Below are 25901 nucleotides of genomic sequence, written 5' to 3' on the forward strand. Positions count from 1 at the left end.
GTGGAGTTTGTGGTTGGAGGGGGTATTTTTAAATTAAAAAGAGCTATAAAACTTTCATTTAATCCTTGAATGTTAATTTTAATTTCATAGTTCTCTGTTTGTTTGTGCTGATGAGATATTAGCCAAATGATTGCTTTTACAATCCTATGTTTTTTACTCCCCCCCCCCCCCCTTTTTTTTCTTTTAAGAATCTAATTTTAGAAAATGGACTGCTATAACATGTAGAACTTTTATATTCTTTGTTTGAAACTCATTTGAAACACACATTGTACTTCTATGGTAAGAAATGGGGTATTCCCCCCTACAAACAAGCCAAACTTAAAATCGATATTCATGGCAGAATGGGGAATGTATTTTAAGATTCCCAACTTTTTTATAGGGATAGCGAAAGTTTTTTGAACCTTGAATTAATCCAACAAATTCAAGAGCCTGTGTAAAACAATATTAAATTATCTAACCCTAAGATATTTTGGTCAAAGCAATCAAGTCTTACACAAATATTGATAAAAAATCGCATTAAAATCAACAAAATTGCTTTGACTGAAAACAAGAAAGAGTTGCGATAAGCTATATAAATCAAGTGGTGTCCCGAAAGGGATTTGAACCCATGACCTTAAGATTAGGAATCTTACGCTCTATCCAGCTGAGCTATCAGGACAAAATCGATGAAATTTGAATTGAATGGTGCCGAAGGTCGGACTCGAACCGACACAAGGTTGCCCTTACTAGATTTTGAGTCTAGCGCGTCTACCAGTTTCACCACTCCGGCTATATGCGTGGCTTTAATCATTCTATTTGAAGATGGTGCGCTGAGTGAGACTTGAACTCACACGGGTCGCCCCGCCACCCCCTCAAGATGGTGTGTCTACCATTCCACCACCAGCGCACAAATCCCCCTTTTAGAACAAAGGGAGACTAAAAAGTTTTAAGAATCTTTATACAAACAATTAAGATGCAAGATAAGGATTCACATAAATTGCAATAACAGCAAATACAAGCGTATAGATAACTTGTGCTTCAATCAAAGCGATTGCAATAAACATTGTTGTTTGCAATTTAGAACCTAATGCGGGGTTTCTAGCAGTGCCAGAGATTGCCGCAGCAGCAGCATGACCCATACCGATACCACCACCAAGGGCTGCAATACCCAAGCCAACAACACCAGCAAGAACAGAAAGTGCCATCACTAAATCAGCACCATTAATACCATCTACACCAGCTTTTGCATCAGCAGCTAGTGCAAAACCAACACATGCGAAAAAGAATAAAAGAAGCTTTTTCATACTCATTCCTTATTAATAAAATAAACTCACACTTTTGTTTTCGGATATGCCCCCTACTTGCAAAGCATGGGGGTTATTCTATCTTTTTTTACCTTAAAATTTGCTAAATATTAACAGAAAAACCACAATAAAATAACATGAAATTTCCTTGGGTATGTCAAAATCTTAATATTAACTCGCAATGGCGCTTAAAAGCAAACGCAAGGCTTGCAAACTAGCCATTTTCTGCACGAAGATTCTAGATTCTATAAAGTTTGCACCCTTACACCCTGCACCCGCCCATTTGGATAAGATTCTAGAATCTATATGTGTGTGCGGAGTGTAAAGGGTGGGGTTTTTAGAATCTTTGCCCTCTATATTTGTATCTAATAGATAGTTATAGGCAATATTTATTGGCAATCTATCGCGTATGAGAATGCAGGTAAAAACCATGCCAGCGGGTAAATGCAAGAAATTATTAGGGCTATCATCATATGTGGCTAATCCGCTTGTGGCAATGGCAATATCGGCTTGAAATAAGTCGATCGCTCCCCTTGCCATCGCATTTACACAAGCTTGTGAATACACGCTATGCTCTCTAAATACAGAATCTTTTATGCCTAGAATCTGCTGTTTAGATTCAATGCTATAAGTCGTTATCCCACCTTTAAAAACAGAACTCGCACCATTAATAGCTGTAATCATCGCACTCAAAACTCCACCTGTGCAAGATTCAGCAACACAGAGTTTGTAATTATGTTGTTGCAGTTTTTTCACCACAAAAGTTGCGATATCGCCCTTTACAAGTCGCTCTGCAAATAGAGAATCTAGAATCTTAAAAAATGCGTCTAGATTCTGTGTAGAACCTTGTGCTATTATGCCGTATTCTTGCGATAATATGGCGGGTAGCGCGTTGTTGCTATTTTTGGCTAGATTTTCTTTATTTGCTAACTTATCGCAATTTTCACTCATAAGACTAGAGTGCAGTGGCACAGAATCTGCAAGTCTCAAGGATACAGAACAATCCATAGCATAATGTGAGATTATCTGCATAGCACTACTTTGCTCAAAGCCTATAATCTCAAAGTATATTTCATTATTATCAATTGTGCGGGTTTGCATATTGGAATCTTTTATGGTGTAATGTGATAAAGAAGTGTCTCCCTGTTTGTTCTTATGATGGCTAGAGATACTACCACCCAGCCTATTTTCACTTGATGAAGATTCTGTATTGAGTGCTTTAATTGCGTTAGAAAATGCTTTCATAACGCGTTTTTTAGGTAAATGAGATTTACTTTTTCTCATCGTTTTTAGAATCTTTAGAGTCTTTTTTATCTTTTTTATCTTTTTCTTTATCAAAGATTTTAAAGTCTTTATTCTTCTTGATAAAGCTTGATTGTTGCGAATATAAATGCACGATATTTGGGTCAGCAAGCAAACATACAGAGTTTTGGTCCTTATCTTCATAATCCACTTTGCTTAATAAATCCCTTGCGACATTTAGTCTTGCACGCTTTTTATCATTAGAATCTACAATCATCCAAGGGCTATATGGTGTATGTGTGCGTGAAAACATTTTTTCAAATGCTTCTGTATAGTCGTCCCATAAGTTCAAAGACTTGGCATCAATAGGGCTTAATTTCCACATACGCAATGGATCGTTTTTTCTTCTTTCAATGCGTCTTTTTTGCTCTTCTTGCGAAACATTAAGGAAGTATTTAAAAATCATTGTGCCACTTGCAACAAGCATTTGTTCTAGGTTGCTCACTTGATAGATAAACTCTTTATACTCATCTTGTGTGCAAAATCCCATAACTTTTTCAACACCAGCACGATTATACCAGCTTCTATCAAAGAATACGATTTCACCACCAGATGGCAAATTAGTGATATAACGCTTAAAATACCATTCAGTTTTTTCCTGCTCTGTGGGCTTATTCAGTGCAACAATGCGACAACCACGAGGATTAAGATGAGAAGTAAGCGCTTTTATCGTGCCACCTTTACCAGCACCATCTCTACCTTCCATTATAATGACAATTTTTTGATTTGTCTTTTTAACCCAATTTTGCAATTTCACAAGCTCTATTTCTAGCTTACGCAACTCTTTCTCATAAAAGTCATTTTTAAACAAATGGCGTTTATTAATCACCTTTTTTTTGCTATATACCTCTTGTGGATCCATTGACTCTTCAGGTCGAACGACAATTTGCTTTTTGCTCATTATAAGCCCCTTTATCTTAAAGTAAAAAAGTATAGCATACTCAATATTTTATTAAAATTTACTTAAAATAGCCGTGATAGAGTGTGTAGGTGTGTATTTTTAGGATAACTAATGCAGAATCTGTCTTTATTTATAACTATTTGTGCTTTATGATTGTGTAAATTCCTATATTTTATGAATTTAAATATTAAATTTCATAATTTAGCTTTAACTCTGCTCATTTTAGACTTTGTCTGACATGATTAGCCTTTGAAATTATACAAATTCACTCTCATGATATTACAGAATCTTAACAAGGCTAAACGATAACAATCGGTTGTTAAAGCAGGATTTTATCCACAATCTTATAAACAAAATCAGCACTAATCTTTGCACTAGATTCTAAAAACTCATCAAAGCTTTGACTAGCCTCTCCATCGGCACTATCACTAATAGAGCGGAAGATACAATATGGGATTTTAAAATTATCACACACGCAGGCTACACTTGCCCCCTCCATTTCTACTGCGATTGCATTAAATTCTTTTACGATAGAATCTTTTATCTGCTGATTTGCGATAAATTGATCTCCACTTGCCACAATGCCCTCTTTTATACTAAGCCCCATATCTTTTGCCACTTCCTTTGCCATGTCGCATAGCTGCTTATCGCTTTCATAAAAAAGCTTACCTTCAGGGATAAAGCCCATAGCATGTCCAAAGGCAGTGATATCCACATCATGCTGACATAGCTTTGTTGCAAGTAATAAATCTCCAACCTTTAGCCCCTTTGCCAATCCCCCTGCAACACCACTAAAAATAATCTTTTCGCAACCAAAGCGTAGTATCATGGTAGTCGCACTGATTGCTGCATGCACCTTGCCTATTTTGCTATACGCGATGATAATCGTTGCGTTTTTATATGTGATTTTATAATACACATTCCCTGCAATTTCTATGCTTTCATATTCTTTATAAAGTGTTAAAAGCGGCACAATCTCTTCACGCATAGCCCCAATAATACCTATTGTCATATTTTTCCTTTTCTATGTAAATTAAAACGCTGATTATAACATAATATAGAATCCTTGTGCTATAAAAATTAGGACTATAAGAAATAGTAACAACTTATCTAAAACTATGCTAAAATTAAGCTTTTTGAAACTCTTTAGATTCAATGTATTTATATGCTTATAAAAGGAAATATTTATGAAAATTAGTCCCCGCTATATCCTGCCAAATCTCTTTACAGCAGGTAGCATATTCTTAGGTGTCATGGCTATTTTTATGGCACATAAGGGTTTGGTGCAAGCAGATTCTAAGGCTTTTACAACGGCTTGTTGGTATATCTTATTTTCTATGGTGCTAGATGGGCTTGATGGTCGTGTAGCCCGTCTTACAAACACAGCGAGTAAGTTTGGGGTAGAGTTTGATTCTCTTGCTGATATTGTTGCTTTTGGTGTTGCCCCTGCGGTGCTATTGTATTTTTATGTAGGGCATGATTATGGTCGCTATGGCGTGGCGATTAGCGGTTTATTTGTGGTGCTTGGGGCTATTCGACTTGCACGATTTAATATTACAACAAATGTTGAGACAAATTCTTTTATTGGGCTTCCTATTCCTTCTGCGGCGGCTATTGTGTGCTTATGGATTATTGTGGTGGAACATCAAAAGGTGAGTTTTTTTGGCTGGATTGAGTTTTTACGCACAAATACCTATGTTTTTCTTATATTTGCGTTTTTCATTGCTATTCTTATGGTGAGTAATATCCGCTATCCAAGCTTTAAAAAGGTGCAATGGAATCTAAAATATTTCATCGTGCTTTTAATAGCCCTTGCGTTTGTTATCGCCCAGCCATCTTTAGCCCTTTGTGTGCTTTTGAGTGCGTATATAATCTATGGTGTTATAAGATGGATTTTTATCGTGCTTTTTAGAATCACAATGAAAAAGAAAGATATTGAAGAGATAAAGGGGGATAATGGCACACGCAAAGAATAATCTCAATCTAGCAAGCGATAGTATCCCAAAACTCTTTTTTAACTACTTTATCCCCATGCTTTTAGCCATGCTTGCAATGGCTAGTTATTCCACCATTGATGGCATTTTTGTTAATAAAAAGCTTGGCGATGACGCTATGAAAGCAATCGTTGTAGTATGGCCCCTATTTCCTTCTATGATGGCGTGTTCGCTTATGTTTTCTTTAGGTGGAGCAACTCTTATTAGCTACTATCTTGCAAAAGGGAGAGCGAATATTGCAAGGGCTATTTTTAGTAGTATTGTGTATTTGCTTTTTCCTTTATCGCTTTTAGTTGGTGTTTTGTGCTATGCGTATGCTAGTTCTGTAATTGACTTTTTTGCGCGGGGTTTAACACAAAATGTGCATGATATGGCGGTGGATTATCTGCGTGGGACTTGTGTGGGACTTTTTGGAATCATATTACATCCTGTGCTTGATATATGCGTGGTGAATGATAAGCGTCCCCGCCTTGCTATGTTTGCTATGTTTCTTGGGGCTATTTGCAATGTGATATTTAACTATCTCTTTTTATTTGTATGGGAGTTTGGCATTATCGGCAGTGCGTATGCTACGACTTTAGGGCATATTATCGGCTCTCTTGTGTTATTGTGGCATTATATAGAATCTAGACATAGGGCATTATTACTTGGCTTTTTTAATAAAAATCTAGCCAATAAAATACGAACAGCATTACCCTTTATCTGTGAGAAAAGCGGGGAGTTATATTTTGTAAAAGTGCTTAATTGGAATCTGCTTGGAAGAGCGATAAAATATGGCTCACCTTATGCGGCAAGTGAAGCAAGTGTAGGCATTGTCATGTGGCTTTATAATCAGATCTTAAAAGATATTGGCGGTGAGTCTGCCCTTGCGATATATAGTGCTATTCTTTATGCAGGATTTAACTTTTTTACCATTATGATAGCATTAGCAGAATCTATACAGCCTATTGCAAGTTTTAACTATGGCATGAGACTTTTTAATCGTTTGAGAGAGATTCTAAGATTCTATATCTATGTAGCGTTGGGGCTATCTTGTGTTCTATACGCTTTATTCTTTACTTTTAGTGATTTTGTTGTGTCCTTGTATCTAAAGGATTTAGAGCTTAAGGCACAAAGCGGGGTGGCACTCAATATTTACTTTATTGGCTATGTCTTTTTGAGTGTGAATTTAATTATTGCATTTTACTTGCAAGCATTACAACAAGCCCTAGCTTCTTTTGTCGTAACGATAGCTTACACACTTGCATTCATTGTTGTGCTACTACCACTTATGACACATTATTATGGAATCATGGGCGCATGGATAGCCTATCCTATATCACAATGCTGTGCTTTATGCGTGAGTGTTGTGGTTTTATACTATACTACAAAGCGTTCGGGGAAATAGCTATACAGATTCTATTTTTATCTTTTGTATGCAGTCTATGTGATATTTGAATCTTTATAATCTAATTAGACCCTTCTAATATGATTTTTATATTGACATATTCGCCTAAAAGCTCTTTTGGGGTGGTTGTAGCGATATTAAAGTCAAAGCGATTAATCTTGCCATGTAATTCTACGCCGATGACATTATCACCATAGCTGACATAGCAGCCGCAATCTGTGCTAGAATCATTTGTCTTTAAATGCGGATTTTGCAATGGCATATCGGTTGTTTGCAATGTGAAAGGATTAGTATTTGTGCTTTTTTCTTTTAAGGATAGGCTTGGATTGCGTATTGGTCCTGTGATTTTTACCTTAAAGGCTACTTCTTTTGTAATATTGTTTATTGTGAGTTTTGTGCGTAAAATGTTATTTTTATATGAGATAGATTGTAAAAAGGCTTTTTTGGTGTGAAAAAAATCTGTTGAAAGCAGCTCTTCATCTCGTGCGGCATTATAGGTATTAATACTTTTGATTTCAACTTGCCCTTGCAGATTCTTAATCGCATTATTTTCAATATCAAGTGTGCCAGAAAACTCTTGAAAATGCCCTATGGTATCAGCGACACTTAAATGCTTTACACTAAAACTCACACTTGAATGCGTCTCATCGATAACATATTCCTTTGCTTGAAGAATCACACAAAAAAGCATGAAAGTAAAAAGTTTTTTCATATTTAACCTTTATTTTATTTACTTAAAGCCTAAGATTCTAACATATCTAAGCATAAAAAGGGTTAATTCACTCTTTTAAGCTGATAGACTAAAAATAGGATAATCATCGTAAAAAATAACTAATTGAAGCAAATCCAGCTACACCGCATGACTTAATCTCATGCACTCTTAAATCACTATTTATACCACCTAATGCAAATGCCCTCTCTTTTACATGCAAAGGCAAATTTTGTAGATATGGCAAACCTAAAGCCTTATTGCCCTTATCATAGAATATAGGGCTGATTGTAGCGTAGTTAGCCCCAAGTGATAGGACTTTGGATAAATCTTTTAAATTATGTGTGCTTACAAAAATAGGATAGAATCTTTTATCTAGCCTATTTTCTTGCATTAAGTTTTCATAAGTATTTAAGGCTTGATTGAGTGGAGTTAGAAAGTATGAAAAAGATTCTATATCACATAATAGCTTTAAACTTTTTGCGATACTTGTATGAGAAAGCGTGCTATAAAGAATCTTTAATTTTTCATGCAAACTCATGTTATCTTGCAGAGAATATATTAAAGCATGGCTTTGCTTTAAATCTTTACAGATATTATCACGCAAAAGAGATATATCAGATTCCTTAAAATGTATGCCTAAGTTAAAGCCATGTAGCCATAAAAGGACGAGTGTCTCAAGTTTATAGATAGAGAGATTTAGTAATAAAGCTATGTTATGAGTTTGACAGAATCTATATGTTTCAAATAGTTTATGATACTCATTCGCAGATAAAATATCACTATTATCATAGCGAAATGCGATAAAATCTAGCGTCATGCCCTTAGATTCTAACATAGCATAAGCATATTGTAGCTTTGTATATAATGTATCATCAGCATAATATGCTGGGGATAAAATGAGATAGGATAACATCAAGAAGCCATTAAACTAGATATTAAATCATAATTACGCAAAATAAGATAAAAGAGTGTGCCACAAAAAATACTCACTAAAATATTCTTAAACATAACATGTAAAAATAGCACAAAAATAATGCCAATAAGCCCATAGACCCCATTATCAATATTATCTAAGCCCAACATATCCTTACATGAATACACAAATATCATAGCAATAAGACTAGGGGGTAAAAGAATGCCTAAATCTGTGATAACTTTTGGGGCTTTATTGCGAAAAATAAAGAATGGCAAGAATCTCGTTAATGCCGTAAGCAAGGCTATAAAAAGTATCATAATATATAGCATATTACCCCTTTAATCTTGACTTAGAATCTTCCATAATACTTTCATGCCCTCACTTAAATCATATCTAAAATGCTGCATAATACTAGGCACAATAATGGCTAAAATCACTAAAGCCACGCCAATTTTCACAGGGAAACCAATCACAAGCAGGTTAAATTGCGGGTGAGTTTTCATAATCATGCCAAAAATAATATCAGTCAAAAGCAACACAGCAATAATAGGAAACGCCATAGAAAAGCCGATTAGAATCATATTTGCAAATGACTTTGTAAAATATGCGACAATATTATCACTTAGCATAAAACCACCAAGTGGCGTATCATTCAGCGTTCGCGCGATAATATCAAGCAAAAGATAGTGAAAATTAAAATGCAATGCCATAAGAATTGATAAAAACACCACAACTTGAGAGACTATAGGCTTTGTAGTCCCACTCATAGGATCATACGCACTAGCCATAGTCAAACCCATAGAAAAACTTGCCAAATCCCCGGCAAATACGATAGATGAAAAGATGATTTGCAACACAAGTCCACAAGTAAAACCTAAAAGAATTTCAAACAAGCCACCAATCATAAACGCCGTTAGACTAGGATAAGAAATAATATGTGTTACCATCGGCATAAACACAACTGCAAGCACAAAGGCAAGAGCCGCCCTAACACTTACAGGCAAGATTTGATTATCAAAAAAAGGGAAAAATGCAAGAATACCGCCAAAACGCAACAATAGCATTAAAAATGCCATAACATTTGCATTTGTAATATAGGGGAGAAAATCAAGCATAAATAACCTTACTTTTGATACAAAACTCGAAATACAAATAATCTTAATTTTAATGAATCTTAGTGAATCTTAGGAATAAAATTATAGCATGAGATTATTGAGATTCTAAAGTGTTTTGAAGTTTGGGTGAAATGTGAAATAATATTATAATAATAATTCCTATATAATTTAAAATAAAATAATACAATTGATTATTAATTTATAAATTATTATGATACAATATGGTATTTTTAAACACAAGGATATTTAATGCTAACAAAATCTATGCAAAATCGTGTTATTTCAAGGCGTATTTCACACTATTCTCTACTCTCTTTGGTGTTATCTGGCTTTATGCTCGCAGATACACAAGACGACAAAATACAATCAACCACAAACACAGAAGCAAAAAACTATAAACTACAACAAGTCGTAACGACTGCGCGTGGCACAGAACAACTACTAAAAGATGCTCCCGCTTCTATCACCGTGATTAGCAGAGAAGAGTTAGAGAATAAGCCTCATAGGGATTTAGCAGAAGCTATTGCTGATATTCCGGGCATTGATGTCAATACAGAGTTAGGAAAAACAGGTGGATTAAAAATATCTATCCGCGGTATGCCAGCAAACTATACTTTGATTCTAATCGATGGCAAACGCACAAGTGTCGCAGGGGATATTAATACGACAAATGCGGGTTGGAGTCAGGCTGATACGAGCTTTATGCCACCTTTGAGTGCGATTGAGAGGATTGAGGTTATCCGTGGTCCTATGAGCACACTTTATGGGAGTGATGCGATTGGCGGTGTGATTAATATCATTACAAAAAAGAGTTTTGATAAATACGCTGTGAATATCGGGCTAGAAACAACGCAAAATGAAGACAGACAATATGGCTCTGGCTACATGCTAAATCTCTTTGGTGTAGCACCTATTATTAAGGATAAGCTTGGGCTACAGCTAAGGGCGCGTTACTACTTTAGAGAACCCTCCGATGTGAAATATCAATATACAATTACACAAAATAAGCCGAATAATAGCAGCGGCTCACCAACATTCCCAAATATAGGCGATGTGATAACCGATAGCGCAGGCTTTATCGGTAATCCCACTATGGCACATATCTATGATATTGGTGGCAGACTTTTATGGAATCTAGATTCTAATAATCATATTTATTTTGATACAAGCTATGCGAGTCAATGGTATGATAATAGCAAAGAGCAGTTAGGGCAACACACAAGCACAGCAAATGCCTATATTGTAAGTAGAAACAACAATATCATCGCACATAAAGGCAACTATGGCACATGGAGTATAGAAAACTCATTGCAGTTTAATCAAAGCAATAACGATGGACGCATGACAAATACAAAGCCCAATAACCCACGACAAATAGCTGGTAAAGATGTGATTCTAGAATCAAAGGGCTTTATTGACCTGCCTTATGACAACTACCTAAGCGTTGGGGCTCAATACTGGTTTTCATGGATGCAGGATATGGTAGCAAAGCCTAGTCAGTTTTCACAACACACTTTCGCCCTTTTCGCAGAAAATGAATGGGAAGCCTTTGATGGATTTCGCTTTACTTTAGGGCTAAGGGAAGATTATAATTCACGCTTTGGCTTTAACACTTCGCCAAAGGCATATTTGGTTTATGAAGCTATCCCTGATTGGCTAACGCTCAAAGGTGGCGTAAGTATGGGGTATAAAGCCCCCTATCTTAATCAGCTTATAGATGGACAATATGGCTTTGGATCGCAAGGCAGACTTGCATTTTTAGGGAATCCAAACCTAAAACCTGAAACAAGTCTAAGCTTTGAGATGACCGCTCTTACAGATAATGACTATTTTGAATCTGGAATCACCTATTTTTATAGTCTCTTTTGGGATAAGATTAGCTCGGAGACTTTAGCTACTTCGAGTAAGCCTGACATATGTGGCGGCGAGTTTCAACGCGGTTGTTCTCGTGCGATAAATGTTGATAAATCCTATATACAAGGTGTAGAACTCTATGCGGGGATAAAGCCACTTTATGGAGTAAATTTTGATATAAGCTATACTTTTACAAGCAGCGAGCAACTAACAGGCAATCTCAAAGGTGCACCACTCACAGACACGCTAGACCATAGATTTAACGCAAAGCTTGGCTATACATGGGAAGATTTACATGTATATTTACGGAGTGAAGTGCAAGGTAATCGCTTTAGAGGTTTGAGACCGGGCACAGATGCAGCACAACAGCAAGTGCTAGGGGCATATTATAAACCTTTTATGCTTTTACATTTAGGGGCTACTTATAGAATTAATGAGAAATTTAAAGTAAATTTTGCTATCTATAACCTTTTAGACAAAAACTTCGCAGATTATAGACAATATGGTTGGGAACAAAGCGGCAGCAATGGCAGCAGTTATACCGGCAATGCATTGGTTGGCAATCTGTATAACTACATTGCCGAAGGCAGAAGATATTGGTTTAGTGTGAATATGGATTTTTAGATTCTATTATGATTGTAGCATGAGTTAAAATGATACCTACAATTATTGCAAGTGTTTAACCCTGTAGCTTAATGGTTAGCTTAGTAGCAGATAGCAATCTCACACAATAATAATAAAGTCTAAAGGCAAAGTTAAAACTCATATCCAAAGTTTGCTTGCACACCAAAGATATGACTACTACTCATACCTGCCTTATAAAAAGCATTAAGACTTGTTTTCATATTGCTATTTATCTGCCAGTTTGCACCCATTTGCATGTTAAATGTATGAAGTGATGATAGTGTGTCAAAGGTGAGATTTTGCTGATTTAATATAACACTTGTGCTTTTTTGTGAATGATAGAGTATCGGTTCGTATGCTAAGTTTATAAAAAATGTGCTTACTTGATTGAGATTATATGCTAGATTTACACCTAGAATCATGCTTGTAATATGATTTGTATAGCCATTACTTTGTATCTCTAGGGCTTTGTTGTTTTGATATGGGCTTTGTGTGATTATGCTTTGTCTAAGCCCTGCAACTGGGGCTATGGAGAAGCTTTGAAAAATAAATGGATAGCTTATATTTACATTTGCGTTGAGATTATACGCGTTAAAATCGCTATTAAAAGCTGTGCTTGTGCTAGAAAACTGCAATATATCTCTTGTCGCAAAAAAGCCAAATGTCCCATGCAAGCCTATATCGATATTGATTTTTTCTAATAAGATTCTATCCATGAGAGAAAAACTTAACGCATGGCTTTGAAATGTGCCTTTATAAGTTTCAAAATGCTGATTCATCGAGCCATATCCATAGGCAAAATGTGTTGCAAGTAAATGGGAGTATAAACTTGTGTTGTAACTAGCCCTAATACCACTTATCACACCACCCATACTCTCACTCATAATACCGCCACCAAATGCCCCTATGCTAAAGTTTTGCGTGTGAGAAAAGCTTGTGTTATAAGTTTGCATAGAATCTAAAATCGCTAAAGGTGCATTAATAAATGAGTTTGCCACGCCATTTACAGAATCTCTAGCAACATTTCTTAGAAGAGAGCTGCCACCATAAGTATAGATTCCATTTATCTGCTTATCAAGTGCGTTTATCATGCTTTTTTCATTATCTGTAAGCGTGTGCTGAAAATCTTGTATCTTTGCGGAATCTGCCTTGATTTCTAAAGCACCATTTACAACATTTGCACCGATAAATTCATTTGCCCCGCTTCTAAAAATCACTTCAAAATTTGTATCGCCACTTATTTGTCCTGTAATAAGACTATGGCTGCCCATAGCCACACCGGCAGTATCAACGACTACTTTACCATTATTTGTAAGACTTCCCTCTAGTTGCCCCATTTGCCCTTTATATGCACCAAAGATTAATGTGCTATTTGCATCATTTGTCATGCCGCCATCGACTTTAATCTTTCCGCCATAGATTTGCACACTAGAATTTTGTGTCCTACTTCCCTCTACCCCTTGCTGATTTATAAGCTTTCCTGTAATGTGTATAGTGCCACCATAATTGATGAGATCCCCACCACCAGGGCTTGGCGCGTCATTCTGCCAAAAGCTACCAGCTATCGTGTCTGCTGTTGGCTTACCACCATTATTAAAATCTCCACTAACTTTTACATTGCCTTCAGTATTGCTAAAGCGTGAAGTTGCAAGATCTATGCCATTTGTGCTTTGTCCAACATTCCATACAACTCCATTTAGCTCTAATGTGCCACTATTTTGTAGCACATTTTGTATTCTTATTGTGTTAGATTCCACTTTCAATTTCGCACCATCATGGATAGTAATATTAGAATCTACGATGAAAAAGTCCATATTGGTTGCATTCAATAAAGCACCACTATGCAAAACCAAATCAGCATTGCGTGAAAATATAACTTTTGATGATGGACCAAACTCGCTTGCATTAATTTTTTTGCCTTTTTGCAGTGTAAGTTCTAAAGTCGCATTAGCCCCTAAGGTTAAACCTTTTTGTATTGATAGGGTATGAAAGTCATTTAAACTAAGTTTTGAGTTACTCCCTACACTAAGATTCCCAACATAGAAAATAGACAGAGTTTGCGTTGTGCCTTGTGGCATAGCAGCATTTATGGTAAGGCTTGAGGTGCCGTTATTGGTAGAATAGGAAAAATCATAGGCATTTGGATTAAACGCGCTTGGCAAACCAGCATAGCAGTATTGATTCCCACATGTTGCAGTGAGATTATGGCTTAGATTCTCTCCATTTTGCAACACAATAGAGCTGGGTAAATGCCCTGTGTAGTCTGCGTGCAAAGCATGACAAGACAATAAGACTAATATAACAACTTCCTTTTTCATGCGAGAGATTCTAATCTATAAGCATTTACAGATGATTATGATAATAAGATGTTTTTAAAAAAGTTTGCTAAAGATTACCAATAGAAACATTGTTTAAAACTTTGTGTATCTTATTTTCCTATACATTCATGTGTGAATAAAAATAGTATTGTTAAAGTTGCTGATTAAATATCGTTGTGTCTAGACTTGCTTTCTCTTTTGTATGTCTTGGATTGATATTCCGTATAAGCGATGCTTTTTTGGAGAGATTGTTTTTGTGCATCGCCACTGCAAAGCCCATGTCTCACATAACAATTTTCGCAATTTACAAAATATCTAAAGACGCTTTTGAAGACTTGTTGTCTATGTTTTTTAGATTGCAGACCTGCTTTCGTGATGGTGATGTATCACGCCCCCCCCCCCCATAATGATACTTTTTTGGACAGCCTATGTTTAACTTCAAAGAATTAACGCACATTTCAACCAAATTCTTATGCTCGTAGTTTAGATAATATTTATTTCTCTGTTTTTTATAATTAAAACATCATGTTTACATTTTTTAGATTCCAATGCAATTTAGCACACTTTTATAATAAAAAATCAAAATTACAATATGTAGTTTAACTTTTTGTGTTAGCATTCTGCTTTACAAAAATTTCAAATTACAAGGTGAGTTTATGAAAAAATCCTTTCTTTTCACTTCAGAATCTGTAACCGAAGGACACCCAGATAAAATGGCAGACCAAATCAGTGATGCGGTGCTTGACTACATCATTGAGCGGGATAAAAATGCGCGTGTAGCGTGTGAGACGCTTGTAAGCAATGGCTTTTGCGTCATCGCTGGGGAGCTAAAGACAAGCGTATATGCCCCTATGCAAGAAATCGCTAGAAAAGTCGTGCAAGAAATCGGCTACACAGACGCGCTTTATGGCTTTGACTACCGCAGCGCAGCAGTGCTAAATGGCATTGGTGAGCAAAGCCCAGATATTAATCAAGGCGTAGATAGAGCCGATGGCGAGATAGGAGCTGGGGATCAAGGGCTGATGTTTGGCTATGCGTGTCGCGAGACTCCATCGCTTATGCCCCTGCCTATTTGGCTCTCACACCGCATTACAGAGGGACTAGCAGCAAGAAGAAAAGATGGCACACTGCCCTTTTTACGCCCAGATGGCAAGTCCCAAGTTACCGTGCGTTATGAAGATGGCAAACCTGTCAGCATTGATACAATCGTTATCTCCACGCAGCACAGCCCAGAGACACAGCAAAGCCATTTGAAAGATTCAGTTATTGAAGAAATCGTGCAGAAGGTAATCCCACAAGAGTATTTAAACGATAATATCCGCTATTTTGTCAATCCTACAGGCAAATTTGTCATCGGCGGACCGCAAGGCGATGCGGGGCTAACCGGACGAAAAATCATTGTAGATACTTATGGTGGGAGCTGTCCGCACGGAGGCGGGGCATTTAGCGGGAAAGACCCCAGCAAGGTAGATAGAAGTGCGGCGTATGCAGCTCGGTATGTGGCAAAAAATCTTGTCGCAAGTGGCGTGTGTGATAAAGCGGTGGTGCAGGTAGCCTATGCGATTGGCGTGGTAGAGCCTGTATCAATCCTTGTAGATACGCAAGGCACAGGCAAGGTGGAAGATTCTGTGCTGACAGAGTGCGTGAAAAAAGTCTTTAGACTGACACCTAAAGGCATTATAGAATCACTTGACCTGCTTCGCCCCATCTATCGCAAAACTGCGGCGTATGGACACTTTGGACGAGAATTACCGGAATTTTCTTGGGAGAAAACTGATAAAGTTGAGGCGATCAGAGAATTTTGCGGGGTGAAGTAGTATGCAGTTTGGAATCTTGTTGCTTTCTTTGGTGTATCTTCTTTAGAAATGCTGCACCTTACAAACGATACCGCAAACAAAAAAGTTAAAGCATTAATTTGGCTTTTATGCAATCTAATTTTTATAGTAAATATAAAAATTAGATTCCAAAAACTTCTTATTTCTTATTTTAATCTACAACTTTTATTTAAAGATTATCGTTTAACATGAGAAACCAAGTAAAATCTCTCTTTTAAAGAAAATGAATATCATTATACTTATTTTTAAGATATAATCATGTGGTTAATTCAATATTACATAAGGTTATATCATGCAAAATGAAGCACTAGATATATTAAAAGATTATAACAATCTGGAAAATTTTGGCTATTTAATACTCTTTTTCTACTCTATGGGTGGTGGCTATATCGCAATACTTACAGCAGCAGCTCTATCGAGTGTAGGCACACTTGATCTAACTTTTAGCATAATTGTAGCAATTTGTGGTAACGCACTTGGTAGCTCTTTGTTTGCATTATTTGCAAGGACACAACAAGCAGAGGTAAGAAGAATGTTTGGCAAACATAGGCGAAAAATCGCTTGTATGTATCTTATGATAAAAAAGTATGATTGGGGCTTATTTATTGTAAGCAAATATTTACATGGAATCCGCTCTTTTGTGCCACTTGCAGTTGGCATTAGTCAGTATAATTTGACAAAATTTGTATTTATTAATTGCATTGGGGCAGTCATTTGGGGTATTTCTTTGGGTATTGCTGGATATTATGCAAGTGGATTTTTATTTGATATTATCAAAATGTTATTGGCATATCCGTATGCACTGCCAGCTGTATTTGTGGGGATTTTTATCTTTATTGCATCTTTATTATTTATTAAAAAGAAGATTCAATCTAGCAGGATATTACAAGAATAAGTAATAATTTGCATATTAGTAAAGTTATGCTAGAATTTCACTCTTCTTTATATACTCCCACATATCAAGAATACGCAAAAATAAATTAAGGTTTTATAATGGAAAAGATTTTAGATATAGTTGAAATGATAGCGTCAGAAAATGGTTTGCCACAAGACCAAGTCGTATTAGCGATTAAAGATTCTATGGTAAAAATGGCAAAAAAAGAGATTAACGAGAATGCAAACTTTGTTGTTATAGAAGATTGGAGTGCAAAAGAATTGCGTCTTGTGCAAAAAATGATTGTGTGCGATGATTCTTCTTTTAGTAAAGACTTAGAATCTACGCATATCCCACTAAATGAAGCTAGAAGCCTTGTAGAAAATGTAAATACAGGTGATGAGCTTGAGTATCAAATCAATTTAGAGGGTATGAATCGTAATGCGGTAAATAATATATTCCACGATATTACCTATCAGATTCAAAAGCTAAACGAGCAAGAGATACTAAAAGCGTTTGAAAAAGATATAGGTCATATTGTAATCGGGCAGGTAGTGCATGTCGATGATGAGGGGAATACTTCCATAGAGATAGGTGAAACTCGTGCGATATTATCGCTTAAAAATCGCATTAAAGGTGAGAAGTTTAAAGTCGGGCAGCCAGTGCGATCTATCCTAAAATCTGTTAGAATCACAAAAAATGGTGTTAAAATCGAGCTTTCACGCACAACGCCAAAGCTACTAGAAGAGCTACTCATGCTTGAAGTGCCAGAAATAAAAGATGGCGAAGTCTCAATCTATAAAATCGCACGCATACCCGGTGAAAAGGCAAAAGTAGCCCTTTATACAAATAATCCAAAGATTGATCCAATCGGCTCTGCTGTCGGTGCAAGAGGCGTGAGAATTAATGCTGTAAGCAAAGAATTACACGGCGAAAATATAGACTGCATTGAATACTCAAGTGTGCCAGAAATCTTTGTAGCAAAGTCTCTATCACCAGCCCAAGTTATTTCTGTGAAATTGCAGAAAGCAGATACAGAAGAAGAAAAGCCAAAGGCAATAGTGCAAATCGCAAAATCACAAAAGTCAAAAGCCATTGGTAAAGCAGGTGTGAATATCCGCCTTGCAAGTATGCTAACAGGCTATGACTTTGAGTTACAAGAAGTAGCTGATAAGCCTAGCGAGCAAATAACAACTAAAGATTCCACAGAAAAAGATGAAGACAAAAAGCTAGGACTAGAAGCATTAGAATCTCTTTTTAAAGGCAACTCATAATGGCATTACTCTCACTCAATGAGATAAGTAAGCAATATGACACAAAGCTACTTTTAAAAGAAACGCATTTTAGTATTGACACACATGAAAAAGTCGCAATAATAGGCAAAAATGGCTGCGGTAAAAGCACACTTTTACAAATCATAGAAGGAAAAATAGCACAAGATTCTGGACAAAGAATTGTAAAAAATGATATTGAGATTCTATCCCTGCCGCAACATATTAGCTTTAATCCCAATTATAGCGTAACAGAAGTGCTTGAAAATAGCCTTTATAATCTCAAGCAATCACACAAACGATTGCAAGAAATCATGCAGCAAGAAGACTTTGCAAACAATGCTGTGCTATCAACAGAATATAACATGCTGCATTCATACATTGATAGGCATGATGGTTGGGATTTAGAGCTTAAGGTAAAAAATATTATGCAATCTTTTGGGCTAGAATGCTTTGCAGATAGACTTGCTATAACGCTAAGTGGGGGCGAGCAAAAAAGGATTATGTTAGCAAGCATTCTCATTAAAAGTGCGGATATTATTATCCTTGATGAGCCGACAAATCACCTTGATGTCGATATGGTCGCTTTCTTAGAAAATTATTTGAAAAACATGCAAGCAAGTATTATTTTTATCAGTCATGATAGATATTTTATTGATAATCTTGCTACAAGGATTGTAGAGCTTGATAATGCTAAGCTTACAAATTTTAGCGGTGGTTACCTTTCATATCTTCAAGCGAAAGCACAAATGCTTGCAAATCTCATGAAAGAAAATGAAGCCTTAAAAAAGATTCTAAAAACAGAAGAGCAATGGCTACAAAAAGGCGTGCAAGCAAGAAGAAAAAGAAATGAGGGCAGAAAAGAGCGGCTAATGCAGTTGCGAGAAAAAGTAAAATCCATGCCAAGCCTTGCTAGAAGTATCACTCAAACACTTGAAAAAACACTCAAAGAATTGCCAAAAGATTCTATAAAAAACACAAAGAAAATGCTATTTGAATTAAAAGATATTACACTTTATATCCATGATAAGCCACTTCTTAAGAATCTTAATCTGCGTATTATGCAGCAAGAAAAAATCGCCATTGTAGGAAAAAATGGCAGCGGTAAAAGCACTTTGCTTCATTGTCTTTTGCATGAAGACCCCTTATTTCTAAAAGCAAAAGGCATTCATTTTCAAGGCGAGATATTAAGAGGCGATATAGATATTGGCTATTTTGACCAGCATAAAAAAATGCTAGATCCCACAAAAACACTCATTGAGACATTTTGCCCTAATGGCGGGGATAGAGTGAGTGTGCGTGGCAAAAATATACATGTATATGGCTATCTCAAAAGCTTTTTATTTCCTAAGGAAGATTTAGATAAAAAGATAGGTATGCTTAGCGGTGGGGAGCAGTCAAGAGTGGCACTTGCCCTATTGTTTTCAAAGCAGTATGACTGCCTTATCCTTGATGAACCTACAAATGACTTAGACATTGCGACAATGAATATTTTAGAAGATTATCTTATGCAAAGTGAATGTGCCATCATTTTTGTAAGCCATGATAGATATTTTACAGATAAAATCGCACAGCGACTTTTAGTCTTACAAAATTCTATGGATTCTATGCAGCAAAATTATATTATCACTCATGCGAAATATAGTGAGTTTTTAGACACACAAAGCGAGTTGCAAGAGATTTATACATTGCAAAATGAACTCAAAGATTCTAAAGGACAAGATTCTATAAAAAAAGATTCTATACAGACTGAAACAAAATCTAATAAAACGCAAGAGATTCCAAAAAATGAAGCAAAACCAAAAAAGCTAAGCTATAAAGACCAAAGGGAATATGATAGCTTAGAAGAAGATATAGAGAGACTTGAAGCATGTATTAAAGATTTAGAATATAAGCTAGGCACACCAAGTGAATACGAAAAATATGGAATCCAAACTTTAAGTAATGAATTAGAAGAAGCAAAAAAAGCCCTTGATTATAAATGGCAGAGATATGAAGAATTGAGTATGAAATTGTGATGTATGTAGTTAGTAATAAAAATACATAAAGACAAGCAAAAGATTTGTGCTATAAAGATGAGATAATTGCTTTTTGTTGAAGAAAAAATATAAAATATTTGGTTGCTTTGTATTTTATGTGGCATATACAACTAATATTGGAATACTAGATTATCAATGGGATATGCTAAAAATGCCTTAGACTTAAGATAATAGCAAATCTTAACACATTAGATTTTCGTTTGAGGCTATATATGCAAAAATAGACTCTAGAGAAACAAAAACTACATCATCATTGCTATAAGTATTAAAACTCACATTTGCATTTATGCTATAATGTAGCTTTGTAGTTCTAGATTCTAACACTACAAAACAGAATCTCTATATACACAAAATAAAAATATTCCAACCTCACACACAAAGGAACAACATGCAAAATACTCTCTCAAAAGTTATACTTGTTGATACTTTTGGCTTCTTTTTTCGTAGTTATTATGCCCTGCCACCATTGCATAACTCAAAGCATTTTCCAACTTCCCTGCTAACTGGCTTTGCAACACTTATTTTCAATCTCTATAAAGAACATAAAGATTCATGTATTATTTTCACACTTGAGGGTGGCGGGACAAATAGGCGAAAAGAGTTTTATCCACAATATAAGGCAAACAGAAAAGAATCCCCGCAAGACCTTTTAGCACAACTCCCTGTGGCAATAGAGTGGCTAGAGAAAATGGGACTTCCTACGCTCTCACTGCAAGGCTATGAGGCTGATGACTGCATAGCTACCCTTGCTACCCTTGCTAAAAAAGATGGCTATGAAACACAAATCATTAGCCATGATAAAGACTTGTATCAGCTGATAAGTGAGGGGATTTATATCTTTGATTATGCGAAAAAACAAGCCATCACGCAAAAAGAATGTTATGAAAAATTTGGTGTTTTGCCAAATGATTTTATCATGTATCAAAGTATTGTTGGGGATTCTAGTGATAATGTGCCCGGGATTAAGGGCATTGGTCCAAAGGGCGCACAAAGCATTTTGGCACATTTTAAAAGCTTAGAATCTTTATATGAAAGTATAGAAAAAGATTATGAAAATATAGTATCACTGCTTGGCAAACGCACAGCGGGACTTATAAAAGAACATAAAGAACAAGCCTTTATAAGTAGGAATCTTGTAACTTTACGCACGGATTTATTACAAAATTATGATTTTTTAAGTAAGAAAAATGAGTTTGAGACTTCGCCTTTGCTGACTATCAAAGATGAGTTAGAATCCTATGAATTACACAGGATTTTACAAAAGATACTACCAAGACGCAAAAATAATACACAACATGTAGAAACCATACCTTTGGGGGATATAGGTGCTAATCCATTTGAGCAGAGGGCAGGATTTAGGTCGCAAAATAGCGGAGATTCTAAAGAAAATGCATCCCAAAGCCCTACACCCACCCAAGTGGTTAAAAATCTAGATTCCATAAGTTGTCATACTGAGCCTTTAGGCGAAGTATCTAATATGAAAGCTAAAAGTGATATTTCGACTTCGTCTCAATATGACAATCATTTAGATTCTATAAATTACGCCCTAAACCCCGTAGCCCACCCAAATTTGGATTGGAATCTAGATTCTACAAAAATGCACCCTAAACCCTGCACCCGCCCAGATTTGATAGAGAATCTAGATTCTAATATTTGTCATGTTGAGTGTAGCGAAACATCTAGCATGGAATCGAAAAGAGATATTTCGTGCTTACGCACTCAATATGACAATAATCTAGCAGCCCACACAAATTTGACACAGAATCTACAAAATCCAACATTTCAATATATCCCCCATTTAATCACAGATTCTAAAGAACTTTTTAGCCTATTAGAATCTATCCCAAAAGGAAATTTAGTCGCATTTGATTGTGAAACAAATGGCTTAGATGTGAGAGAAGCTGATATGGTAGGATTTAGCTTTTGCTTTGATGGATTGCATGCTTATTATGTGCCATTTTTACATGGTGGGATAAAGCGTGAAAAATCCAAATATGAAGTTATGAAATCTCAAAGCATATCACAGAATCTTTTTAGCACAGAAGAAGCAAAGCCTACATTCTCACTATTTGATGATACGACAATGAGTAAAGATTCTGCAGATAATGATACAACAAACGCCCCCGCACAAATCTCTCAAAGCGATGCAAAAAAAGCCTTAGAAATACTCTTTAGCTATCCACTTATAGGGCATAATATCAAGTTTGATTTACATATAGCATGGCATAATTTTGGTATAAAGCCTAAGCATACACCACAAGATTCTATGTTGCTTGCATGGCTTGATGACCCAAGTCAAAGCGTGAGTTTAGATAATCTTATGAAAAAGCATTTTAATCACAATATGATAGCCTTTAGCGATATTGTCCCTAAGAAAGCTACCTTTGATTCTATTGATATAAAGACGGCGAGTAACTATGCAGCAGAAGATGCGGCGGCTACTTTTCAGCTTTATTTTTATTTTAAAAATACGCTTTATCCGCATTTATTCACACTTGCTAAAGACTTAGAGTTTCCTTTTATACGCACACTTTGTGCTATGGAGGATTGCGGTATTGCTATCAATTATTCATATTTTAAGAATCTAAAGACTACTTTTAGCCACACCTTGCAGCAATTACAGCAAGAAATCTATGAAAAAGCTGGGGTATCTTTTAATCTTAACTCACCAAAGCAAGTCGCAGAGATTCTATTTGATACATTAAAGCTTGATACAAAAAGAAAGGGTAAAAGCGGATATAGCACTGATGAGGCTACATTACTTGCCTTAAAAGATTCTCACCCGGTTGTGCCTTTATTACTTGAGTATAGGGAGATTTTCAAGCTTTTTAGCACCTATATTGAGCCTATATTAAAGTTGGGTAAAAATGAGAATAGAATCTATACGACTTTTCTACAAACAGGCACAAATACAGGCAGATTAAGCTCAAAATCCCCAAATCTTCAAAATATCCCCGTGCGTAGTGAGATGGGCAGAAGTATCCGCAAGGGCTTTGTAAGTAGAGATGGATATAAGCTTTTAAGCCTTGATTACTCACAGATTGAGTTGCGATTATTAGCACATTTTAGCGGGGATAAAGTGCTATTAGAATCTTTTCATAATAATGCTGATATTCACGCAGAAACGGCAAAATTGCTTTTTAAAGATTCTAATAAAGACTTTTCACTTTTAAGAAGCATAGCAAAGTCTATTAACTTTGGTTTAATCTATGGCATGGGCGCAAGGAAGCTATCACAAACGCTAAATATCACACAAACTGAGGCAAAGCAATATATCGAAGACTATTTTGCGACATTTCCTAGTGTCAAGCAGTTTTTAGAATCACAAAAAGATTCTATTCTCAAAAATGGATATAGCAGCACTTTACTTGGTAGAAAAAGGTATTTTGACTTTTTTAGTGCGACTGAATTTATGAGGGCAAACTTTTTAAGGGAAGGGGTAAATACAATATTTCAAGGCAGTGCCGCAGATTTAATAAAGCTTAGCATGAATGAGATTTATAAGAAAATAGAATCTTTAGATAATGATTGCTTTATGCTTTTACAAGTGCATGATGAATTGATTTTTGAGATAAAAGATAGCATTATAGAATCTTTAAGCAAAGAGTTAAAAGAGATTATGGAGAATATCTATAAACTAAAAGTGCCACTTGTATGTAACCTATCCATAGGCAATACTTGGGCGGAGTTGAAATAATTGCTACAATAAATTTAAGATTCTAAGCGTAATATTATGGAATCTAGCATACTGCATGACATGTAAAATTTGGCATAAATAACTCACTTTTAAACCAAACTCTATAAACCACAGCTTTATTTTTTGAAAATTATATATTATAATATGCGTTTTATTTGGGAGGATAGTATGATAGCAAAGCGTTATAGCGATGTGGTGCAAGAAAAACCGCTTGTGCTTGGCACAAGGGGGTCTCTCTTAGCCTTATGGCAGGCAAATCATATCAAAGAAAAATTAGAATCGCTTGGCTTTCAAGTTGTGCTAAAAACTATCAAAACAAAGGGCGATAAAATCCTTGATGCACCGCTTGCAAAAATAGGCGGCAAGGGACTTTTTACAAAAGAGTTAGAGAATGAATTGTTAAGTGGTGGGATTGACTTTGCTGTGCATTCACTAAAAGATGTTCCCATTGCTATTCCACCAGAATTAATGCTTGTTTCTATCACGCAAAGAGAAGATGCTAGAGATTGCTTTGTGAGTGAAAAATATGCAGATATTGCTTCATTGCCACAGGGTGCAAAAGTCGGCACGACTTCACTTCGCCGTAGCATGCAGCTAAAGCGTATAAGGCAGGATTTAGACACACAAAGCCTAAGGGGCAATGTGCAGACACGATTAGAGAAATTGCGTAAGGGTGAGTTTGATGCGATTATCCTTGCTAGTGCGGGGTTAAATCGTCTTGATTTGAAAGATGATATTGGCTTTATCTCGCATTTACAGATAAATCAATTTATCCCCGCTATGGGGCAAGGCTCACTTGGCATTGAGTGTAGAGATCCTAAGTATTCGCCAGATTTTAGAGATCAAGCGATTATGAAAGTTTTAGAATCTTTGCATGATTCTAAAAGTGCGTTATGCTGTAATATTGAGAGAGCTTTTATACAATTACTTGGTGGTGGTTGTCAATCACCCATTGGCATACACGCACAGATTTTAGATTCAAAAGAAATAGAGATTCAGTGTGTTGTAGGGAATTTGGACGCTTCAAAAGTGCTTACTGAAACTCGTGTGTGCAATAAAGGTGAGGTAGAATACGCATTGCAAGATATGATTAATACGCTAAAGAAAAATGGCGTTATGGAAATTTTAGAAGAAGTTCGCACAAGTTTAAACTAAAAAGATTTAAGGATTCTATATGGAAACAAAGCATTATGTAGATATTGCCGTTATAATTATTGTCGCTGTGCTTGGATTGCGTGGGCTTAAAAATGGGCTTATCCATGAGATTATGGGCGTTCTTGGCATTGTGATTGGAATCTATTGTGCCTCTAAATATTGTATTGATGGGGCAAAATATATTGAGTTAGCAGGGCTAAGCTTTGAGAATAGGCATATTTTATTAATGCTTGCTTTTATCCTTATCCTTGCACTTGTGTGGATTGGCTTTCTTGTGCTTGGCGTTATTGTCGCGCGTTTTGTTGTGATTTTACCAGAGATTGCGATTATAAATTATTTTGGTGGTTATGTATTTTCGGCGTTAAAATATTTTGTGATTTTATGCGTTGTTGTATATGGGCTGACACAGGTTGGATTCTTAAAAGATCCCATTAAAGAATTGACTGAAGGCACAAGAAGTTATCCTATAATGTATGAAGTTGCCGAAAAAATTATGAGTATAGAAGCTTTGCAAGATTTACAAAAACAATATGTAGAGGTTGAAGAGACAGCTAAAAAAGAGGTAAAAAAGGCAGCCACAAAAGCCGCTAATGAAGTGGTAAAAAGCGTAATAAAATAAATTTA

19 protein-coding genes and 3 tRNA genes are annotated in these 25901 nt (G+C 36.0%); 10 read left to right on the plus strand and 12 right to left on the minus strand.

Annotation, left to right across the window (positions count from 1 at the left end; all coding sequences use genetic code 11):
* Positions 1 to 581 precede the first annotated feature (581 nt).
* The 7 genes from C6H17_RS07060 to C6H17_RS07090 form a co-directional block, all read right to left on the minus strand.
* Positions 582 to 658 (minus strand) — tRNA-Arg (locus C6H17_RS07060).
* A gap of 24 nt (positions 659 to 682) precedes the next feature.
* Positions 683 to 769: transfer RNA gene (locus C6H17_RS07065), tRNA-Leu, on the minus strand.
* A 33-nt stretch (positions 770 to 802) separates the two neighbouring features.
* Positions 803 to 886: transfer RNA gene (locus tag C6H17_RS07070), tRNA-Leu, on the minus strand.
* 61 nt (positions 887 to 947) lie between these two features.
* Positions 948 to 1283 carry a F0F1 ATP synthase subunit C gene (locus C6H17_RS07075; protein WP_005217561.1) on the minus strand — a complete coding sequence of 112 codons (336 nt, stop codon included), beginning with the start codon at positions 1281 to 1283 and terminating at the stop codon, positions 948 to 950.
* Positions 1284 to 1454: 171 nt separating this feature from the next.
* Positions 1455 to 2567 (minus strand): CinA family protein, encoded by a 1113-nt coding sequence (locus tag C6H17_RS07080; RefSeq protein ID WP_005217562.1) that lies wholly within the window; start codon positions 2565 to 2567, stop codon positions 1455 to 1457.
* Positions 2554 to 3486: a polyphosphate kinase 2 gene (gene ppk2, locus C6H17_RS07085; RefSeq protein ID WP_005217563.1), complete on the minus strand. Its 933-nt coding sequence runs from the start codon at positions 3484 to 3486 to the stop codon at positions 2554 to 2556. Before ppk2 ends, C6H17_RS07080 begins: the two co-directional genes overlap by 14 nt.
* Before the next feature lie 319 nt (positions 3487 to 3805).
* Positions 3806 to 4498 carry a 5'-methylthioadenosine/adenosylhomocysteine nucleosidase gene (locus tag C6H17_RS07090; RefSeq protein ID WP_005217564.1) on the minus strand — a complete coding sequence of 231 codons (693 nt, stop codon included), beginning with the start codon at positions 4496 to 4498 and terminating at the stop codon, positions 3806 to 3808.
* A 175-nt stretch (positions 4499 to 4673) separates the two neighbouring features.
* Here C6H17_RS07090 and pssA point away from each other — a divergent pair, with 175 nt between their 5' ends.
* Positions 4674 to 5462: a CDP-diacylglycerol--serine O-phosphatidyltransferase gene (gene pssA / locus C6H17_RS07095; protein WP_005217565.1), complete on the plus strand. Its 789-nt coding sequence runs from the start codon at positions 4674 to 4676 to the stop codon at positions 5460 to 5462.
* Positions 5443 to 6867, plus strand: coding sequence for an MATE family efflux transporter (locus C6H17_RS07100; RefSeq protein ID WP_020995589.1), 1425 nt, complete (start codon positions 5443 to 5445; stop codon positions 6865 to 6867). Before pssA ends, C6H17_RS07100 begins: the two co-directional genes overlap by 20 nt.
* Positions 6868 to 6928: 61 nt before the next feature.
* Here C6H17_RS07100 and C6H17_RS07105 read toward each other — a convergent pair whose 3' ends face one another.
* The 4 genes from C6H17_RS07105 to fliR all read right to left on the minus strand — a co-directional run bounded on the left by C6H17_RS07105 (position 6929) and on the right by fliR (position 9610).
* Positions 6929 to 7579, minus strand: coding sequence for a YceI family protein (locus tag C6H17_RS07105; RefSeq protein WP_020995590.1), 651 nt, complete (start codon positions 7577 to 7579; stop codon positions 6929 to 6931).
* Positions 7580 to 7682: 103 nt separating this feature from the next.
* A complete protein-coding gene (locus C6H17_RS07110) occupies positions 7683 to 8492 on the minus strand; it encodes a thiamine phosphate synthase (protein ID WP_005217571.1) in 810 nt (269 codons plus the stop codon).
* Positions 8492 to 8824, minus strand: coding sequence for a branched-chain amino acid transporter permease (locus C6H17_RS07115; protein ID WP_005217572.1), 333 nt, complete (start codon positions 8822 to 8824; stop codon positions 8492 to 8494). The genes C6H17_RS07110 and C6H17_RS07115 overlap by 1 nt, the downstream gene beginning before the upstream one ends.
* A 9-nt stretch (positions 8825 to 8833) precedes the next feature.
* Positions 8834 to 9610 (minus strand): flagellar biosynthetic protein FliR, encoded by a 777-nt coding sequence (fliR, locus tag C6H17_RS07120; protein WP_004084396.1) that lies wholly within the window; start codon positions 9608 to 9610, stop codon positions 8834 to 8836.
* Positions 9611 to 9859: 249 nt separating this feature from the next.
* On the opposite strand from fliR, the gene C6H17_RS07125 reads away from it, so the two are divergent.
* The gene (locus C6H17_RS07125) at positions 9860 to 12088 is read left to right on the plus strand and encodes a TonB-dependent receptor domain-containing protein (protein ID WP_020995591.1); all 2229 of its coding nucleotides are present in this window, start codon (positions 9860 to 9862) and stop codon (positions 12086 to 12088) included.
* Positions 12089 to 12219: 131 nt separating this feature from the next.
* Here C6H17_RS07125 and C6H17_RS12495 read toward each other — a convergent pair whose 3' ends face one another.
* Positions 12220 to 14406, minus strand: coding sequence for an autotransporter outer membrane beta-barrel domain-containing protein (locus C6H17_RS12495; protein WP_005217575.1), 2187 nt, complete (start codon positions 14404 to 14406; stop codon positions 12220 to 12222).
* A 656-nt stretch (positions 14407 to 15062) separates the two neighbouring features.
* Here C6H17_RS12495 and metK point away from each other — a divergent pair.
* The 7 genes from metK (at position 15063) to C6H17_RS07165 (ending at position 25896) form a co-directional block, all read left to right on the plus strand.
* Positions 15063 to 16223 (plus strand): methionine adenosyltransferase, encoded by a 1161-nt coding sequence (gene metK, locus C6H17_RS07135; RefSeq protein WP_005217576.1) that lies wholly within the window; start codon positions 15063 to 15065, stop codon positions 16221 to 16223.
* A gap of 310 nt (positions 16224 to 16533) precedes the next feature.
* Positions 16534 to 17136, plus strand: a complete 603-nt coding sequence (locus C6H17_RS07140) for a DedA family protein (protein WP_005217577.1) — start codon at positions 16534 to 16536, stop codon at positions 17134 to 17136.
* 98 nt (positions 17137 to 17234) lie between these two features.
* Positions 17235 to 18389 carry a transcription termination factor NusA gene (gene nusA, locus C6H17_RS07145; RefSeq protein ID WP_005217578.1) on the plus strand — a complete coding sequence of 385 codons (1155 nt, stop codon included), beginning with the start codon at positions 17235 to 17237 and terminating at the stop codon, positions 18387 to 18389.
* Complete coding sequence (gene abc-f, locus C6H17_RS07150) at positions 18389 to 20404, plus strand: ribosomal protection-like ABC-F family protein (protein WP_005217580.1); 2016 nt, start codon at positions 18389 to 18391, stop codon at positions 20402 to 20404. The genes nusA and abc-f overlap by 1 nt, the downstream gene beginning before the upstream one ends.
* 409 nt (positions 20405 to 20813) lie before the next feature.
* Positions 20814 to 24122 carry a DNA polymerase I gene (gene polA, locus C6H17_RS07155; RefSeq protein WP_005217586.1) on the plus strand — a complete coding sequence of 1103 codons (3309 nt, stop codon included), beginning with the start codon at positions 20814 to 20816 and terminating at the stop codon, positions 24120 to 24122.
* A 168-nt stretch (positions 24123 to 24290) separates the two neighbouring features.
* Complete coding sequence (gene hemC / locus C6H17_RS07160; protein ID WP_004084386.1) at positions 24291 to 25277, plus strand: hydroxymethylbilane synthase; 987 nt, start codon at positions 24291 to 24293, stop codon at positions 25275 to 25277.
* A 19-nt stretch (positions 25278 to 25296) separates the two neighbouring features.
* On the plus strand, positions 25297 to 25896 hold the full coding sequence (locus tag C6H17_RS07165) for a CvpA family protein (RefSeq protein WP_005217588.1): 600 nt from the start codon (positions 25297 to 25299) through the stop codon (positions 25894 to 25896).
* The last annotated feature ends 5 nt before the right edge of the window (positions 25897 to 25901 follow it).

The organism is Helicobacter rappini (assembly GCF_900198625.1).
GTDB lineage: Bacteria > Campylobacterota > Campylobacteria > Campylobacterales > Helicobacteraceae > Helicobacter_A > Helicobacter_A rappini.

What these genes read in the sequence shown, in the direction of transcription:
- ppk2 (WP_005217563.1), bottom strand. Translation starts at nt 3,486, where the DNA reads ATGAGCAAAAAGCAAATTGTCGTTCGACCTGAAGAGTCAATGGATCCA.
- C6H17_RS07080 (WP_005217562.1), bottom strand. Translation starts at nt 2,567, where the DNA reads ATGAGAAAAAGTAAATCTCATTTACCTAAAAAACGCGTTATGAAAGCA.
- C6H17_RS07075 (WP_005217561.1), bottom strand. Translation starts at nt 1,283, where the DNA reads ATGAAAAAGCTTCTTTTATTCTTTTTCGCATGTGTTGGTTTTGCACTA.
- pssA (WP_005217565.1), top strand. Translation starts at nt 4,674, where the DNA reads ATGAAAATTAGTCCCCGCTATATCCTGCCAAATCTCTTTACAGCAGGT.
- polA (WP_005217586.1), top strand. Translation starts at nt 20,814, where the DNA reads ATGCAAAATACTCTCTCAAAAGTTATACTTGTTGATACTTTTGGCTTC.
- C6H17_RS07165 (WP_005217588.1), top strand. Translation starts at nt 25,297, where the DNA reads ATGGAAACAAAGCATTATGTAGATATTGCCGTTATAATTATTGTCGCT.
- C6H17_RS07115 (WP_005217572.1), bottom strand. Translation starts at nt 8,824, where the DNA reads ATGCTATATATTATGATACTTTTTATAGCCTTGCTTACGGCATTAACG.
- C6H17_RS07100 (WP_020995589.1), top strand. Translation starts at nt 5,443, where the DNA reads ATGGCACACGCAAAGAATAATCTCAATCTAGCAAGCGATAGTATCCCA.
- metK (WP_005217576.1), top strand. Translation starts at nt 15,063, where the DNA reads ATGAAAAAATCCTTTCTTTTCACTTCAGAATCTGTAACCGAAGGACAC.
- C6H17_RS07105 (WP_020995590.1), bottom strand. Translation starts at nt 7,579, where the DNA reads ATGAAAAAACTTTTTACTTTCATGCTTTTTTGTGTGATTCTTCAAGCA.
- C6H17_RS07090 (WP_005217564.1), bottom strand. Translation starts at nt 4,498, where the DNA reads ATGACAATAGGTATTATTGGGGCTATGCGTGAAGAGATTGTGCCGCTT.
- C6H17_RS07140 (WP_005217577.1), top strand. Translation starts at nt 16,534, where the DNA reads ATGCAAAATGAAGCACTAGATATATTAAAAGATTATAACAATCTGGAA.
- hemC (WP_004084386.1), top strand. Translation starts at nt 24,291, where the DNA reads ATGATAGCAAAGCGTTATAGCGATGTGGTGCAAGAAAAACCGCTTGTG.
- nusA (WP_005217578.1), top strand. Translation starts at nt 17,235, where the DNA reads ATGGAAAAGATTTTAGATATAGTTGAAATGATAGCGTCAGAAAATGGT.
- C6H17_RS07125 (WP_020995591.1), top strand. Translation starts at nt 9,860, where the DNA reads ATGCTAACAAAATCTATGCAAAATCGTGTTATTTCAAGGCGTATTTCA.
- C6H17_RS12495 (WP_005217575.1), bottom strand. Translation starts at nt 14,406, where the DNA reads ATGAAAAAGGAAGTTGTTATATTAGTCTTATTGTCTTGTCATGCTTTG.
- C6H17_RS07110 (WP_005217571.1), bottom strand. Translation starts at nt 8,492, where the DNA reads ATGTTATCCTATCTCATTTTATCCCCAGCATATTATGCTGATGATACA.
- fliR (WP_004084396.1), bottom strand. Translation starts at nt 9,610, where the DNA reads ATGCTTGATTTTCTCCCCTATATTACAAATGCAAATGTTATGGCATTT.
- abc-f (WP_005217580.1), top strand. Translation starts at nt 18,389, where the DNA reads ATGGCATTACTCTCACTCAATGAGATAAGTAAGCAATATGACACAAAG.